The 14,626-nt window shown below is 71.6% G+C and carries 25 protein-coding genes; 23 read left to right on the top strand and 2 right to left on the bottom strand.

Annotated elements, in window-relative coordinates:
• Positions 1-53: 53 nt before the first annotated feature.
• A complete protein-coding gene (locus AB0F58_RS29690; protein ID WP_357150120.1) occupies positions 54-1,226 on the bottom strand; it encodes a site-specific integrase in 1,173 nt (390 codons plus the stop codon).
• 5 nt (positions 1,227-1,231) lie between these two features.
• Positions 1,232-1,651 (bottom strand): helix-turn-helix transcriptional regulator, encoded by a 420-nt coding sequence (locus AB0F58_RS29685; RefSeq protein WP_357150117.1) that lies wholly within the window; start codon positions 1,649-1,651, stop codon positions 1,232-1,234.
• A 271-nt stretch (positions 1,652-1,922) separates the two neighbouring features.
• Between AB0F58_RS29685 and AB0F58_RS29680 the strand changes: the two genes are divergently transcribed.
• The 23 genes from AB0F58_RS29680 to AB0F58_RS29570 all read left to right on the top strand — a co-directional run bounded on the left by AB0F58_RS29680 (position 1,923) and on the right by AB0F58_RS29570 (position 14,430).
• A complete protein-coding gene (locus tag AB0F58_RS29680) occupies positions 1,923-2,165 on the top strand; it encodes a helix-turn-helix domain-containing protein (protein ID WP_357150114.1) in 243 nt (80 codons plus the stop codon).
• 91 nt (positions 2,166-2,256) lie between these two features.
• Positions 2,257-2,826: a hypothetical protein gene (locus AB0F58_RS29675; RefSeq protein ID WP_357150111.1), complete on the top strand. Its 570-nt coding sequence runs from the start codon at positions 2,257-2,259 to the stop codon at positions 2,824-2,826.
• Positions 2,823-3,026, top strand: coding sequence for a hypothetical protein (locus AB0F58_RS29670; protein WP_357150108.1), 204 nt, complete (start codon positions 2,823-2,825; stop codon positions 3,024-3,026). The genes AB0F58_RS29675 and AB0F58_RS29670 overlap by 4 nt, the downstream gene beginning before the upstream one ends.
• Positions 3,023-3,223, top strand: a complete 201-nt coding sequence (locus tag AB0F58_RS29665; RefSeq protein ID WP_357150105.1) for a hypothetical protein — start codon at positions 3,023-3,025, stop codon at positions 3,221-3,223. The genes AB0F58_RS29670 and AB0F58_RS29665 overlap by 4 nt, the downstream gene beginning before the upstream one ends.
• A complete protein-coding gene (locus AB0F58_RS29660) occupies positions 3,220-3,789 on the top strand; it encodes a DUF4326 domain-containing protein (RefSeq protein WP_357150102.1) in 570 nt (189 codons plus the stop codon). The genes AB0F58_RS29665 and AB0F58_RS29660 overlap by 4 nt, the downstream gene beginning before the upstream one ends.
• Complete coding sequence (locus AB0F58_RS29655; RefSeq protein WP_357150100.1) at positions 3,786-3,914, top strand: hypothetical protein; 129 nt, start codon at positions 3,786-3,788, stop codon at positions 3,912-3,914. Before AB0F58_RS29660 ends, AB0F58_RS29655 begins: the two co-directional genes overlap by 4 nt.
• A 64-nt stretch (positions 3,915-3,978) precedes the next feature.
• A complete protein-coding gene (locus AB0F58_RS29650) occupies positions 3,979-4,563 on the top strand; it encodes a hypothetical protein (RefSeq protein ID WP_357150098.1) in 585 nt (194 codons plus the stop codon).
• The gene (locus AB0F58_RS29645; RefSeq protein ID WP_357150095.1) at positions 4,560-4,784 is read left to right on the top strand and encodes a hypothetical protein; all 225 of its coding nucleotides are present in this window, start codon (positions 4,560-4,562) and stop codon (positions 4,782-4,784) included. Before AB0F58_RS29650 ends, AB0F58_RS29645 begins: the two co-directional genes overlap by 4 nt.
• A 43-nt stretch (positions 4,785-4,827) precedes the next feature.
• Positions 4,828-5,106 carry a hypothetical protein gene (locus AB0F58_RS29640; protein WP_357150092.1) on the top strand — a complete coding sequence of 93 codons (279 nt, stop codon included), beginning with the start codon at positions 4,828-4,830 and terminating at the stop codon, positions 5,104-5,106.
• Complete coding sequence (locus tag AB0F58_RS29635; RefSeq protein ID WP_357150089.1) at positions 5,103-5,843, top strand: helix-turn-helix domain-containing protein; 741 nt, start codon at positions 5,103-5,105, stop codon at positions 5,841-5,843. The genes AB0F58_RS29640 and AB0F58_RS29635 overlap by 4 nt, the downstream gene beginning before the upstream one ends.
• Positions 5,840-6,049, top strand: coding sequence for a hypothetical protein (locus AB0F58_RS29630; protein ID WP_357150086.1), 210 nt, complete (start codon positions 5,840-5,842; stop codon positions 6,047-6,049). The genes AB0F58_RS29635 and AB0F58_RS29630 overlap by 4 nt, the downstream gene beginning before the upstream one ends.
• Positions 6,046-6,909, top strand: a complete 864-nt coding sequence (locus tag AB0F58_RS29625) for a PD-(D/E)XK nuclease-like domain-containing protein (protein WP_357150083.1) — start codon at positions 6,046-6,048, stop codon at positions 6,907-6,909. Before AB0F58_RS29630 ends, AB0F58_RS29625 begins: the two co-directional genes overlap by 4 nt.
• Positions 6,906-7,733 (top strand): hypothetical protein, encoded by an 828-nt coding sequence (locus tag AB0F58_RS29620; protein ID WP_357150080.1) that lies wholly within the window; start codon positions 6,906-6,908, stop codon positions 7,731-7,733. The genes AB0F58_RS29625 and AB0F58_RS29620 overlap by 4 nt, the downstream gene beginning before the upstream one ends.
• Positions 7,730-8,197 (top strand): single-stranded DNA-binding protein, encoded by a 468-nt coding sequence (gene ssb, locus AB0F58_RS29615; RefSeq protein WP_357150077.1) that lies wholly within the window; start codon positions 7,730-7,732, stop codon positions 8,195-8,197. The genes AB0F58_RS29620 and ssb overlap by 4 nt, the downstream gene beginning before the upstream one ends.
• A 98-nt stretch (positions 8,198-8,295) precedes the next feature.
• Positions 8,296-8,646: a hypothetical protein gene (locus AB0F58_RS29610; RefSeq protein ID WP_357150074.1), complete on the top strand. Its 351-nt coding sequence runs from the start codon at positions 8,296-8,298 to the stop codon at positions 8,644-8,646.
• A 2-nt stretch (positions 8,647-8,648) separates the two neighbouring features.
• Complete coding sequence (locus AB0F58_RS29605; RefSeq protein ID WP_357150071.1) at positions 8,649-10,229, top strand: hypothetical protein; 1,581 nt, start codon at positions 8,649-8,651, stop codon at positions 10,227-10,229.
• Positions 10,230-10,542: 313 nt separating this feature from the next.
• Positions 10,543-10,806: a hypothetical protein gene (locus AB0F58_RS29600; protein WP_357150069.1), complete on the top strand. Its 264-nt coding sequence runs from the start codon at positions 10,543-10,545 to the stop codon at positions 10,804-10,806.
• Positions 10,803-11,198, top strand: coding sequence for a hypothetical protein (locus AB0F58_RS29595; RefSeq protein ID WP_357150066.1), 396 nt, complete (start codon positions 10,803-10,805; stop codon positions 11,196-11,198). The genes AB0F58_RS29600 and AB0F58_RS29595 overlap by 4 nt, the downstream gene beginning before the upstream one ends.
• Entirely contained in the window at positions 11,195-11,752 is a 558-nt protein-coding gene (locus AB0F58_RS29590; protein ID WP_357150063.1) for a hypothetical protein, read from the top strand. Before AB0F58_RS29595 ends, AB0F58_RS29590 begins: the two co-directional genes overlap by 4 nt.
• Before the next feature lie 13 nt (positions 11,753-11,765).
• A complete protein-coding gene (locus AB0F58_RS29585; RefSeq protein WP_357150060.1) occupies positions 11,766-12,920 on the top strand; it encodes a hypothetical protein in 1,155 nt (384 codons plus the stop codon).
• 3 nt (positions 12,921-12,923) lie between these two features.
• Positions 12,924-13,358 (top strand): hypothetical protein, encoded by a 435-nt coding sequence (locus AB0F58_RS29580; protein ID WP_357150057.1) that lies wholly within the window; start codon positions 12,924-12,926, stop codon positions 13,356-13,358.
• The gene (locus AB0F58_RS29575; RefSeq protein WP_357150054.1) at positions 13,358-14,209 is read left to right on the top strand and encodes a hypothetical protein; all 852 of its coding nucleotides are present in this window, start codon (positions 13,358-13,360) and stop codon (positions 14,207-14,209) included. The genes AB0F58_RS29580 and AB0F58_RS29575 overlap by 1 nt, the downstream gene beginning before the upstream one ends.
• Entirely contained in the window at positions 14,206-14,430 is a 225-nt protein-coding gene (locus AB0F58_RS29570; protein WP_357150051.1) for a hypothetical protein, read from the top strand. Before AB0F58_RS29575 ends, AB0F58_RS29570 begins: the two co-directional genes overlap by 4 nt.
• The last annotated feature ends 196 nt before the right edge of the window (positions 14,431-14,626 follow it).

Here is a 14,626-nt window from a genome sequence, read left to right as displayed (position 1 = left end):
GAGGCGGAGGGTGTGGGATTCGAACCCGGTTCGCCTTCCAGGTCAGGCACCCGTCAGAGCATCTGACCTGCTCGTACCTCATTCACGTTCCGGCCTGCTCCGGGCTGTTCCGAACCGGTTCCCCCCAGATTCCCCCCATCGGGGGGTGGCGGGAGCATGCCAGCGACGGCCGTCATGATGCCCTCGTCGACCTCGGTGAGCAGGTGCCCGTAGACGTCGGAGGTCACCGCGATCGACGCGTGGCCCATCCGCCGAGAGATCGCCGTGAGCGGGCGGCCGGCGCTGATCAGGTGGGCGACGTGGGTGTGCCGGAGGTCGTGTAGTCGCACCCGGCCGAGGCCGGCGTCCTCGAGGATGCGGGGCCACACCCGCTGCCGGAAGTTCCGGGTGACTGCCCGCTTGCCGTCCAGGTCGGTGAACACCAGGTCGTTGCGGTCCCGGCCGACCAGCAGCGGCGCGAGGACATGCCCGACCGCTGGCGGGAAGGTCACGGTACGTCGCGACCGCTCGCTCTTCGGGTCGGTGAAGATCGGCACGCCGCCGATGCCGTCGTGCATCGCCTCCAGCACCTCCAGCCTCCCGGCGAGCACGTCCACCCGACCGACCCGCAGCGCGGTCGCCTCCCCGTACCGCAGCCCGGTGGCGACCAGCAGCGTCACCAGCGGCTTCCAGTGCTCCGGCGTCGCCGCCAGCAGGCGGCCGATCTCCGGCGTGGTCAAGAACCGCATCTCCACGCGACGGACCCGCGGCAGGCCCGTCGACCCGGATGGGTTGACTCGGATGAGCCGCTGGCCGACCGCAGCATCGAGCAGCTTGTGCAGGATCGCGTGGACGTTCCGGATCGTCTTCGGGCTGATCGGCCGCCGCCCCTCACCGCCAGCGGCGAGCGTGGACACGAACTGCTGAATGGCGAGAGTGTCGACCTCGTCGAGTGGCAGGTGACCGAGCAGCGGGCGGATGTGGTTGCGCACCCGAGAGCTCTCAGTGCGCTGAGTCGTGGGTTTCAGGGTGGCCGCGTACGACGGCCACCACGCGTCGATCCACGACCCGAGGGTGATCCGCCCGGCCTTCGGGTCGATGTACTCGCCGCGCATCCGGTCGGCGCTCATCCGAGTGATCGCGGCCTTCGCCGCTGTCTTGGTCGGATAGCCGGACTCGATGGTCACCTTCTTGCCGGCGACCTGCTCTCGGATTCGCCAGCCGGGTCCGTGCCGCTCGACCCACACGGGGGTTAGCTTGCCCGCCTGGAGCGCTCGTCGCCTGACCGTGGCGTGGTGGCCTCGAACCACTCGATGACCCACGCGACCCGGGAGAGGAGTTCTGCGCGCCGGTTGCCGTCGGCGGTGGTGACGTAGTCGATGAGCGTCTCGATCTCGGCGGGCAGCTGCGTCGGAGTGGACGCCTGGGCGAACCCCTCGGCCACGCCAGCCCGAGCGGCCAAGTCGTGCGCGCTGACGTCGAGAGCACCGGCCAGCTTGGTGATGGCGGTCAGGCTCGGCTTCTGCTTTCCGCTGCGCCAGTTGCTGATCGCGGAGTGGCTGATCTCGGCTGCCTCCGCCAGGGCTACGTCGTATCGGTAGCCACGTTGCTCCTTGAGCCGGTCGAGGTGGGCAACGAACGCCTCACGCTCCGGCCACTCGACTGTGCGCACACGCACGAGATTAGGGACGGCTGCGCGCCCTGTCACGTGCGTGCGCTTACACACATCGATGCCAGATTCGTCGTTGTCGCTGATCGTTGGCCTCATCGCCAGCCCTTCCGGCAGATCCCCGTGTGCGCGGCTGCGCCTCGTGCATTCAGATGATGCCAGACCACCCGCTCAGCCTTCTTGTGCGCGTGCGCACACACAAGCTATGTTCTGTGCGTGCCCTAACCGGAGCAACCCGGAGCAGGACTGATCAAGGAGAGGAGGGAGTCCCCCGATGGACACGAAGCAGTGGCTGGACCAGAAGCAGCTCACCGAGCTTCTGAACGTCCCGGCTACGTGGGTGCGCGACAAGGTGACCGCCCGCGCGATCCCCCACCGTCGCGTCGGCCGCCACGTCCGGTTCACGCCGGCCGACGTCGCCGAGATCGAGCAGATGTTCTTCGAGCCGGCCATCACCGAGACGCCGTCGCGGACCGTCACCCGCGTACGCCGCGCCGCTCGCCGCGCCGCCGCCTGACCTTTCCGGCGCCCGACCGGGCCCGGACACGACAGCGGCCCCGCCACCCGACCAAGAGCCGCGGGACCGCCGACAACGAAGGAGATCGTACGTGACCACCAGCACCAACACCCCCGCCGAGCCGGACACCGACGCCATCCTCGCCGCCCTCGACGCCGCCGGACTCACCGTGACCGGCCAGCAGATCGAGGCCGACAGCATCGACATCCACCTCGACCACCGCTCCCACCCCGACTACGCGGCCACCGCCCTGTCGTGGCGGCCCGACGGGCAGGGCTGGTACCTGCTGCCGGTCGACCCGGACGACGACGCCGAGGGCGTCCTGCCGGACTACCTGGGCTTGAACACCCCGGCGTACATCGCCGAGGCGATCACCGAGGCGGACTTCACGGTCACCGTGACCGCCGAGAGCACCCCGGCCAAGCCGGACACCACCCCCGATCTCACGGCCTACGTCCCCCTGACCGGGCCGGTGGCACTGCTGCGGGACGCCGTCATCACCATGGCCACCCGGTACGGCACGTCGTGCATGAAGCAGGGCATGGCCCGGTCGGACAACGAGCAGTACGCGAAGGCCGACCGGGCCGCGACCCGCCAGTTCGCGGCGTTGCAGCGGCTCACCCGGGCGCTCGCCGAGGCCGCGCAGGACGGCACCCGATGATCCGCGACCTCGGCACCATCGCCAGCCACCGCGGGTTCCGGCCGTTCGACCCGGACGAGCCGCTGCCGCCGGCCCCGCACATCCCGCCCGGCCGCCCCCGCACCGACCCCGCCCTCGCCGACGACGACAGCGACGGCCCGTACCGCCCGCAGCCCGGCCCGTGGCAGCCCACCCACCACCAGCAGGACGAGGCCGCGTGATGGCCATCGTCGTCGCCCTCACCGCCGCCCTGCTCCTCGGCCTGGCCGCCGGCTGGCAGGGACACCGCATGCACACCGCCGCCCACCTCGCCCGGTTGGACGCCGCTCACACGGCGATCGGCGACCCCGACCACTGGGCGCAGGTGGTCGCCCACTACGCCCGCCTGCTGCACATCCACCCCCGGAGGACCCGATGAGCACCCCGCAGCGCATCCAACGCCGCCGCACGAAGGGCTGGCGCTTGCCGGAGAACACCGTCTACGTCGGCCGGCCCGGCCGCTTCGGTAACCCGTTCCGCGCCGGGGTCGAGTTCTGCGGCCCGACCATCCGCTGCCTCTACACGCCCACCGAGCTGGTCGAGCAGTTCCGCGCCTGGCTCGCCCTCAACGAGCTGCACCCCCTGTTCTGGGACCGCGAGCTGATCGACGCCCACGTCGCGCTGAAGTCGGCGCTGCTCGGCCGCGTGCTGGCCGGCAAGAACCTGGCCTGCTGGTGCCCGCTCGACCAGCCCTGCCACGCGGACATCTTGCTGGAGGTGGCCAACGGCCCGTTCGGCTGCGTCCTCTGCAAGACCAAGCCGGCCACCGCCGGTACCTGCTGCTCGTCGCACAGCAAGCGGCTCTGCCACCTCTGCTACCGGCGCACCCACTTCGTCGAGGTGTGCGTGGCTGGCTGCTCCGACTGCGCCGCCGAGAACCTGCCGGTGACGCTGCCCGCCCGCCGCGAGGTGCACACCGTCGAGCTGGCCGGGGTGTCCCGGTGATCACCGTCCCCGTCAAACGGTGCTGCGCCTACCGGCTGGTCCGGGAGCGCTGCGACTGCCCGGCCATGCGCCGGCAGCTCCGCCGGGCCCCCGTCATCCGGATCACCGCCGGGACCACCCCGTGAGACACCTCCTGACCGTCCTCGTCTTCGCCGCCGTCTGGCTGGCCCTCTTCTCCGGGAGCGACTCATGACCGACACCAGCAACGCCCTCGACCTCAACGCCATCCGCCGCCGCGCCCAGGCCGCCACCCCCGGCCCTTGGGGTGTCGGCAACGGCACCAACGTCGTCCGCGGCCTCGAGGTCACCGGACGCGGTTCGTACACCTGCATCCAGTCCGTCGCCGAGATGGTCGACGAGTACGACCGCGAGGGCTGGGGGCACGCCGAGTTCGTCGAGGTCGACCCCGAGGACGACGCCGAGTTCATCGCCCACGCCCGGACCGACATCCCCGCCCTGCTCGCCGAGGTCGACCGGCTCCGCGCCGAGGTCGCCGAGGCCAAGGCCAAGCTCGACGGCCCGTGCGGGTCCTGCCACCCCTGCACCAACTGGGCCGACCAGACGTGGCGGAACGCCAACCGCCGGCCCCCGCACGTCATCACCTGGGACGAGACCCGTAACGCCATGCGCCGGGCCCACAACCTCGCCGACGACTACGAGGTCGCGGGCGACACGGAGACGGCTCAGCGCATCCGGCAGGCCCTGCACATCCCCGACCTCCACGAACTCCTCGCCGCCGCGCAGGCCCCGACCACCGAGGCGGCGGCCCGATGAGCTACGCCACCCAGCCGCTCACCCAGCGCCTCCGCTGGCGCATCGCCCACCTCATCAACCGGCTCCCCGGCCAGTGCTGGGCCAACCTCGTCAGCTTCGCGCTCCGGGACCGCCGTAGCCCCTGGCAGCCGATGGACAGCATGTGCCGCGCCGACGCCGCCCGCTGCGGGGCCTGCTACTGCGGCAAGATCCGCCGCGTCGAGGCCGGTGAGGGCCAGTGAACCGCCGCGACTTCGAGTGGTCCTACGCGCCCGGGGCGTCCCGGTGACCGTCGACGCCCCCACCCAGCAGCACACCGCCGTGCCGGCCCCCGTCGTGGGGCCGGCCCCGGCCGGGCACACCCCGTACATCGGCCGGCACCGGGCCAACAAGCACGAAGCCCGCCACACCCGGCACCTCATCACCAACCCCGTCCACCCCGGCTGGTGGCCCGCCCACACGCCGCGACGCCGCGACGTCGACACCGCCCTCATGCCGCCCGGCCCCGACAGCCGTGGCGACGTGCTCGCCGAGATGCGCGCCGACCTGGAGGTGACCCCATGACCCTCACCCTGCTGCCCCAGCCCGGACCCCGGCCCGGCGCCCTCCTGCCCGCCGGCCTCGACCTGCGGCCCTGCGTCACCCACAACCCGCTGTGGTGGGACACCGGCAACCCGCACAACCACCAGGCCATCAAGCTGTGCGGCACCTGCCCCTGGCAGGACCACTGCGCTCCCGTCGACGGACGCGACGCCGCCGGCACCATCCGCGCCGGCACCGCCTACGACGACTACGGCAAACCCGCCGCCGGATGCACCGTCTGCGGCGGCCTGATCCTCGAAGCCGGCCCCACCCCACGCTGCGTCAACGGCCACGGCGGCACCGCCGCAGACCACCACCACACCATCGCCCGCATGATCGCCGACGGGGCCAGCATGCGCGACATCGGTGCCGCCATCGGACTCCACCACGGCAGCGTCAGCCGCTACTGGACGCTGCACCTCAACAGCAACGGCAAACGCGTCATGCGCGTCGGCCGGCTCCCCGGCGTCCCCGACGGGTGCACCACCAACAAGCCCCGCGACTGGCACGACCACGTCGAAGCCATGCTCACCGACCTCGACGCCGCCCACACCTACCACGAAGTCGCCCACGCCATCGGATCCACCGGTGACGCCGTCAAGGCCTACTGGCAGCGCGTCCAACGCGCCCGAGCCAAGGCCGGCCTGCCCACCCTCAACCGGCGGTCCGTGTCCAACCGGGCCGACCGGGGCGTCGACCGAACCCAGGTGCCGGCATGAACGCCAAGCCCACCGCAGTGGGCCTCGACTGGTCCCGCCACAAGGTCGGCGACCCCCGCCCCTGTCGCATCTGCCGCCGGCCCGCGCTCATGCGCGACGCCAACGGCATCCCCTGCCACAAGGTGTGCGCCGAAACCGCCAACGAGCGGCCCGCCACACCAACCCGACCGCACCTACAGCTCATCGAAGGAGGCAGGACGGCGTGACCGCGCTGACCGTGACCGAGCCGGGCCTCTACCCGGACATCACCGACGAGGACTACCACCGGGATCCGGTGCCCGGCGGCAGCCTGTCGTCCACCGGCGCCCGGAAACTCCTACCCCCGTCGTGCCCGGCGAAGTTCCGGCACTGGCTCGACCACGGCAGCGCACCGAAAGACGCCTTCGACTTCGGCCACGCCGCCCACCTCAAAGTGCTCGGTCGGGGCCTCGACCTGGTCGTCGTCGACGCCCCCGACTGGCGCACCAAGGACGCCCGGGAGGCGAAGGCCGACGCCCACGCCGCCGGGAAAGTGCCACTCCTCGCCGCCGACCACCACCGAGTCGACGCCATGGCCGCCGCCATCCACCGGCACCCCATCGCCGGCCCGCTCCTCGACCCCGACAGCGGACAGCCCGAGGCGTCGGCGTTCTGGATCGACCCGACCACCGGCGTGTGGTGCCGCGCCCGCTACGACTTCCTCCGCCACCCGACGCCCGGCCGGCGACGCATCGTCGTCGACTACAAGACCACCCCCGACGCCAGCCCCGAACACATCCAGCGGGCCGTCAACCGGTTCGGCTACGCCCTCCAAGGCGGCCACTACCTCGACGGCGCCGTGCAGCTCGGCGTCGACGACGACCCGGCGTTCGTCCTGGTGTTCCAGGAGATCGACCCGCCGCACCTCATCACCGTCGTCCAGCTCGACCCGGTCGCGCTGCGTATCGGCCGGGACCTCGCCCGACAGGCCCGCGAGATCTACGCCGGCTGCCGGCGCACCGACACGTGGCCCGCGTACAGCGACGACATCGAACCCATCGCCCTGCCCGCCTGGGTGGAGCGCCAGCACACCAAGGAGATCTGGTGACCAACGCCATCGACCGACTGACCACGCCGCAGGTGCCCATCCCGGCGCATCTCGGCCAGGCCACCGCCATCGAACAGTCCCGGGCCGTCGCCGAGGTGCAGGCCGCCGTCGTCGCGGCCAAGCAGATGCCCCGCGACACCGACCGGGCGCAGGCCGACATGCGCCGATCCTGCGGCGAACCCGCCCTGGCCAGCCGGGCGTTCTTCAGCTTTCCCCGCTCCGGAGAGGCCGTGTCCGGGCCGTCGATCCACCTCGCCCGGGAGCTGGCCCGCTGCTGGGGCAACATCCAGTACGGCATCGCCGAGCTGCGCCGCGACGACGCCGCCGGCATCAGCGAGATGCAGGCCTTCGCGTGGGACGTCGAAACCAACACCCGCAGCGCGTCGATCTTCATCGTCCCGCACCGCAAGGACACCAAGCGTGGCGTCAAGGACATCACCGACCTGCGCGACATCTACGAGAACAACGCCAACCAGGGTGCCCGGCGGGTCCGCGAGGCCATCTTCGCCGTGCTGCCGCAGTGGTTCACCGAAGAAGCGCAGGAGCTGTGCCGCAAGACCCTCACCTCGGCCAGCGGCAGGGACCTGGAACAGCGCATCGCCACCGCCGTCGAGCAGTTCGGCCGCATGGACATCACCCAGCAGCAGCTCGAGGAGAAGGTCGGCCAGCCGCGGGCCCTATGGAACGGCGAGGACGTCGCCGACCTGGGTGTGCTGTTCCAATCGCTGAAGCGCCGGGAGATCACCCGCGACGAGGCGTTCCCGCCCGCCATGGTCACCGCCGCCGACATCACCGGCGAGAAGCGGGCGGAGGTGCCGGCATGAGCCTGCCCGTCATCACCGGTGTTGCCCGACTCACCGACGACCCCGAACTGCGGTACGCCGCCTCCGGCACCGCGGTGTGCAAAGTCCGGCTCGCCTTCAACTCCCGCAAGAAGAACGACTCCACCGGCCAGTGGGAAGACGGCGACACGTTCTTCGTCGACGGCACCGTCTTCAACCAGGAAGCCGAACACGTCGCCGAGAGCTTGCAGCGCGGCCTGGAGGTCGTCGTCACCGGCCGGCTCAAGACCCGCCGGTACGAAACCAAGGAAGGCGAGAAGCGGTCCGTCGTGGAGCTGATGGTCGACGGCATCGGCCCGGCCCTCAAATTCGCCACCGCCAAGGTCAACAAGATGCAGCGTTCCGGCGGGACGACCGGTACCCGTCCGGCTCCCGCCACGGACGACCCGTGGGCGGTCGCCGCGCCGGCGGGAGCCGCGTCCCGCGACGACATTCCGCCTTTCTGAGTCACCCAGCCCCGCCCGGACCAGGCCGGCACCGCGCATCGAGCGCGCGACGGGGCGCCACCCACCCGACCACGCACACGACCACCGAGGGGGACCTGATGAGCACCACCCCGAGCGCGGGCGGCATCCTCGCCGCCGCCGACGCCCTCCACAGCCCCCAGCAGACATTCACCCGCGACCAGGTCGCCTACCTGATGCACCTCGCCTACGACTCCGGCCGCACCGCCCATCACCTCGAAGACGTGGCCCGCCTGCACTGCACCGGCATCGACAACGCGTTCCTGCGCCGCACCCACGAGCAGCGCGTCGCCGACGAGATCGCCGACATGACCGCCCGCGCCGAACGACTCCACGCGGACATGGGCCGGCCACCCGGCTACGAGTACCGCGGCGGACCCGTCGACTGGGACACCGGGCGTCCCGTCCGGCACCTCGGAGCGGTGGCGTGACCATGACGGCTGAACCCTTCAACGTGTTCCCGCCCGGCGACCCGCACCACGCCTCATTCGCCGCCGCCGAGCAGGCGGAGAGCATCGTCGGCGCCGCCTACGACGCCGAACTGTGGGCCGAAGGCTGGGAACAGTACGAGCCGGCCGCCGAAGTCGCCCAGCAGGCCCTCAACGCCGGCGCCACCACCGTGCCGCTGGTCAACCTGCCCGACGCGTTCTGGAGCTCCCGGCCCCTGTTCAAGCACATCCGCGAAGCCGCCTGGGCGTCGGTCACCTCCGCCGACGCCGTCCTCGGATCGGTACTTGCCCGCGCCGCCGGCATGGTCGACCACCGCATCAAGTTCGACTCCGGCCGCGGCCCCACCGGTTCGCTCAACACGTTCGTCAACCTCATCGGCCCCTCCGGCGCCGGCAAGACCGAAGCGATGCGCACCGCCACCCGCCTCCTGCTGCCGCCCCGATACCTGTCCCGCCTCGACGGCACCGTCGACCCGGAGCTCTACCGCGACGGCATCGGCCTCGGCACCGGCGAAGGCATGGCCGAGGCGTACATGGGTTGGGTGCAGCGGGAAACCGGTGAGCTCGACCGCAAGGGCGAACCGAAGACGGAGAAGGTCCGCGCCCAGGTGCGGCACAACACGTTCTTCTACGTCGACGAGGGCCAGACCCTCGCGAAGATGATGCAGGAACGGCAGGGCTCCACCGTCGGGATGGCCATCCGTACCGCCTGGACCGGTGGCGCTCTCGGTCAGGCCAACGCCCGCGAGGAGAACACCCGTTTCCTGCCGGACGGGTCGTACTCGATGGGCCTGATCATCGGTTACCAGCCGAAGATCGCCCAGCATCTGCTGGCCGACGGCGGGCCTGGTACACCGCAGCGGTTCCTGTGGTTGTCGGCGATCGACCCGAACATCCCCGACGAGCCGGTGCCGCTGCCCGACCCGACCCGGCTCACCATCGGCGCGGACCGCATCGGCGAAACCGCCCCGGTGGTGACGTTCCCCGCGGACCTCCGCGCCCAGCTTCGACGTGAGCAGCTCGCCCGCCAGCGCGGGGAGATCGTGATCGACGAGCTCGACTCCCACGTGCCGCTGATGCGGTGCAAGCTCGCCGCTCTCCTGGCTCTGCTCGATGAGCGGTTCGAGGTCACGTGGGAGGACTGGGAACTCGGCGGGCTGATCTGGGCCACGTCGTGCGCCGTGCGGGATCGACTCATCGAGTTCGGCCGGCAGGAGGCGGAGCAGAACCGGCTGGCGCAGATCGAGCGCCGTCGGCAGGAGGCGGTGGCGATCCGGCTTGCGGAGCGCGGCGTCGACTCGGCGACCGAGCGGGTGGCGGCGTGGATCTGCGACAAGGTCCGCGACAAGGAGCGCATCGCCAAGGGGAAGTTGCGCAAGCTGCTCGCCGCCCGGGACCGGGACTGGTTCGAGCCGGGTCTGGCTCACGCCGAGGCGTTGCGGTGGGTCCGCATCGATGACGACCGCTACCTGTATCCGGGTCCGGCCCGCGTGGACAGGGGGGGTGGACAGGTGGACACGTGTCCACCCCTGGGAGCCGAAAACGGGGGTCCGACGAATGAGTGACGAAATGACTACAGAAAGTCATAACGGCCCTGACCTTATAAAAGAAAGATCAACTAACAAAAAATCCCCTGACTACGTGACGCGCGCGAGGCAACCCCGCGAGGGGCGGGGGGTGGACATGTCCACCTGTCCACCCCCCCGGCCCGGATGTACACCCCTCGGAGCCCGAGCCCATCGGCCCCATCGCCGAAGAGGTCCTCGACCGGCTCGCCGCGCAACAAGCCGACGCAGACCTCGCCGCCCACCGCCGCGAAGCCATGGACCGCCTCCTCCGCCAGACCCCCGCCATCCGCACCCGAAAGGACCAGACCCGATGACCACCTACGAGCCCAACGACGACTACGGCGCCCAGCACATCGCCCTCGCCACCCCCGACAGCGGCACCGTCATCACCTGGCCCGTCACCGGCTGGGGCAACCCCGGCGAAGGCTGGCCCCACCTCACCCCCGTCATCACCACCACCGACGGCCCCCAGGCACTCACGTTCCACCCCGACCAGCAGTACAGCTACGGGCACACCGCCTACGACGCCACCTGGAACCTGCGGCAGCGCCTCGCCCGGCAGGTGACCCGATGACCCAGCCCACCCCGCCCAACACCGACGCCGACGTCGAGCTGGTCGCCCAGACCCTCTGGGACCAGTGCGGCCCGCCGGCCAGCAAACCGACGTCGGTTTGCTACGACGACGCCCGCGCCGTCCTCGACGCCCTCTCCTCCGCCGGTCGCCTCCACCCCGCACCCAGTTCCGCCACCGAACAGTGGGCGGTCCGGGTCTCCTCGGTGCCCGACGGCGACGGGGTCGGTCTGCCGCACGCCACCCGGGCCGAAGCCGAAGCCACCATCCGCCTCCGCGAAGAGCACCGCCCCCGCTACCCGATCACCTACGAACTGGTCCGCCGCGAGCTGCGGCGCTGGCCTGACGGCAGCGTCCTCGTCGGCGCCTGGACCCTGGCCGAGGTGACCCCGTGACCACCCCCAAGGTCGTGGGGGTGGATCTTTCCCTCACCGGCACCGGCATCGCCTCCAACCTCGGCTGGTGCCAACGCATCGGCGAAACCGGCATCACCACCCGCCCCCTCGACGAACGCCTCGACGCCATCGACCGCCTCACCCGCGACATCCTCATCGCCATCGGCGGCGGCAGCGGACGCTGGCCCGCCCTCGTCGCCATCGAAATCCCCGCCTACAGCCGCAGCGGAGCCGGCAACCACGAACGCTCCGGACTGTGGTGGCAGGTCGTCCGCCACCTCCACCGCCGCGACATCCCCGTCGCCGAAATCCCCATCCAGGCACGCATGCGCTACGCCACCGGCCGAGGCTCCGCCCACAAGGGCGCCGTCATCGACGCGGTAGCCCGCCGCCTACCCGCGTTCGAAACCCGCGGCGACGACAACCTCGCCGACGCCGTGATCCTCGCCGCCATGGCCGCCGACCACCTCGGCCACCCCCTCGCGTCGATGCCCGCCACCCACCGGGCCGCCCTCAACGCCGTCACCTGGCCCACCACCCACCAGCCCACCTGACCCGGAGGACACCGTGAGCACTCCCGATCCCGCATGCCCCGACTACCCGAACGAGTGCGTGCACCCCTGGGCACACGCCCGCACCCACGCCGAGGTCAAGGCGACCCAGCCCGCCGCCGCCGCGGCCCCGTACGACGCCGGAGACGCCCCCACCGCCACCACGCGGCCCCTACCCGTGCACGACGACCTCCCGCGGGTCACCGCCGAGCGGGACCAGGCGCACCAGCGCCTCGCCAGCTCAGCCCGCACCATCGAGCGCCTCGACCGCGAAGCCACCACGTGGAAGCAGCGCCTCGTCACCGAGACCGACGAACTCCGCGGCCACCTCACCCGGGTCCGGAACGAGCGAGACGACCTCACCGCCGAACGGGACCGCCTCCGCGACACCAACGACAGCCTCGCCCTCACCCTCGCCGAGATCCTCGGCACCATCACCGACCACGGCACCCCCGGCGTCCGCAGCGTCTGGATCCTGCACAGCAACCTCGACCGGTGGAAGCGCGTCCTTCACGAAGCCGAGCAGACCCGCGCCGCCCTCGGTTCCCCTGCCCCCCGCGCGCAGGGCCCCGGCCCCGGCCGGTTCTGCCCCACGCACTGGTCGTGGCTGTGCCAGGCCGGCCAGGGACAGTGCCAGGCCGAGGCCATCAGCTCCGCATGGTCCGAGCGCCCGGCGGGCGCGCCGGCCCGCGCGCAGGACGAGCCGGACCCCCGTCACACCGCCCGCATCGACCGCACCGGCTGGGTATGGTTCCCCGACGGCGACAACCGCTGGCGTGGCGCCGGACCCTGCCACCTGAACGTCAACACCGACACCCTGGAGCGTGTCCACGGCCCCACCGTCGAGGCCGTCCTGGTCCCCGCCGACCGGCTCCACCAGGACGCCGACCTCGCCCCGTGGATCCGCCGCGCCATCTCCGACCCCGGCAGCATCGCCGGCCCCCGCCGCGGCCCCCACTGGCCCGACGGACACGAAGGCTGGGCCGAGCACATCGAGACCGTCACCGCCTGGTCCACCCGCGCCGTCCTCCGCGTCCTCGCCGTCGGCGGCCGACCCCACTGCGAGCGGTGCGGGCAGCAGATCGCCGTCGACGACTCCTACGACCCGCCGCTGACCGGCATCGGCCTCTGGCAGCACAAGGGCGACTGCCCGGCACCGGTGGAGGGCTGACCGGTGGACACGGCGACCACCCTCGACCACAACCTCGTCATCGGCCTCGAAGCCGCCGTACAACTCCACATGCTCACCCTCGCCCCCATGAACCCCAAGGTGCGGGACCGGATCCTCGCCCGGTGGGCCGCCGACGCCGCCGACCAGGTCGCGTCGAAGGGCGACATCCTCCAGTTCCGGTCGAAGAAGGCCGGCGAGTCCGCCGAGGTGTTCAACCACCTCGCCAAGGGCCTCACCGCCCTCGCTCACCAGCCCGGCGGCGTCACCGCGTTCGGCCGGCACTGGTGCGTCGACCACCAGCAGTGCCTCGACGCCGACGCCCACGTCGCCGCCCGACCGTCACTGCTCGACGCCAACCCCGACGACGAACCCGACGAGCAGCCCACCTACCGGGGACGGCCCGTCACCACCATCACCACCCCGCCCGGAGTCCTCTGATGCGCACCACCGACGTCGAACTCGCCCACGGCTACACCCTCGCTCAGGTCGAACACCTCGCCCGTGCCGCCGTCAACATGGCCGGCCAGTACGCCTCCGACTACCTAGACCGCCTCGACGCCGCCCACGGCGGAATCGTCATCGCCCTCTACGAGGCACCCCACTGGCCCACCCGCTACACGCTCATGGACGCCGGAGCCCGCGCCGTCCACGACCTCGTCCGGCAAACCCTGCACCTGCGCGGCTACCGCGACCAGTCCGGGTACTCCGGCGCCGGATCATCGCCCCGCTTCGCCGCATTCTGGACCGGGATGCCGATGGTCACCCCGTCACCCGAGAATCGGATCGTCGAGCGGGTCGCCGTCGAGCAGGTTCTGCCCCAGCTCACCCCGCGTGAGAAGCAGGCCATCACCGCGCTCGCCGCCACCGGCGACTACCAGGCAGGCGCCGACCTCCTCGGCATGGGCTACGACCAGTTCTGCAACACCGTCAACCGGGCCCGCCGCCGCGCGTTCGCCCTCTGGCACGAACACGAGACGCCCCTCGGCCGGTGGCGCACCGACAAGCGGATCGGCCCCCGCACCGCCGTCCGCCCCACCCACTGCCCGCAGAACCACCCGTACGACGAGCAGAACACCTCCCACGCCCGTAACGGGGCACTGCGCTGCAAGCGCTGCCACCGCGAACGGGAAGCCGCACGGAGGGCCGGCACCCACCAGAAGAAGCAACTCAAGCCGTGCGGCACGTACGCCGCCTGGCAGCGCCACCAGTACCACGGCGAACCCGTCGACCCAGCCTGCGAAGCCGCCGCCGAGACGTACAAGGCATCCCGGCGGAAGGCAGCGGCATGAGCGCCCACCGCCCCGGTGGCCAGGTCACCGCCACCCTCGACGACACCACCGGCCAGACCGTCACCGCGCACCTCACCGTGCGGCACGTCGACCAGCTCGGCTGCGGCTGCGCCCGCCTCGTCGCCACCCGCCCCGGACCCACCCCAGGGCCCGGCATCACCCGCACCGTGCACCTGCTCACCGGATGCGCCAACGGCCACGACAACGACCTGAACCCGTAGAGGACGAAGGGCCCGGCAGATCCCCACCTGCCGGGCCCCGCAAACGCCCCCAGAGAGCGCCTGCCGCATCAACACCGGCCAGCCTAGACCCGGGGGACCACCATGACCATCGCCACCCGCACCGGCCACCTCACCGCCGAACTACACCAACTCGCCCGCCCCATCCACATCGCCCACCAAGGACGCGTCCACACCC

Source organism: Micromonospora sp. NPDC023956 (assembly GCF_040639195.1).
In the GTDB taxonomy this organism is placed as follows: Bacteria; Actinomycetota; Actinomycetes; order Mycobacteriales; family Micromonosporaceae; genus Micromonospora.
The sequence above is the reverse complement of the archived record's forward strand: the minus strand, read 5'-3'. Positions and strand labels throughout refer to the sequence as shown.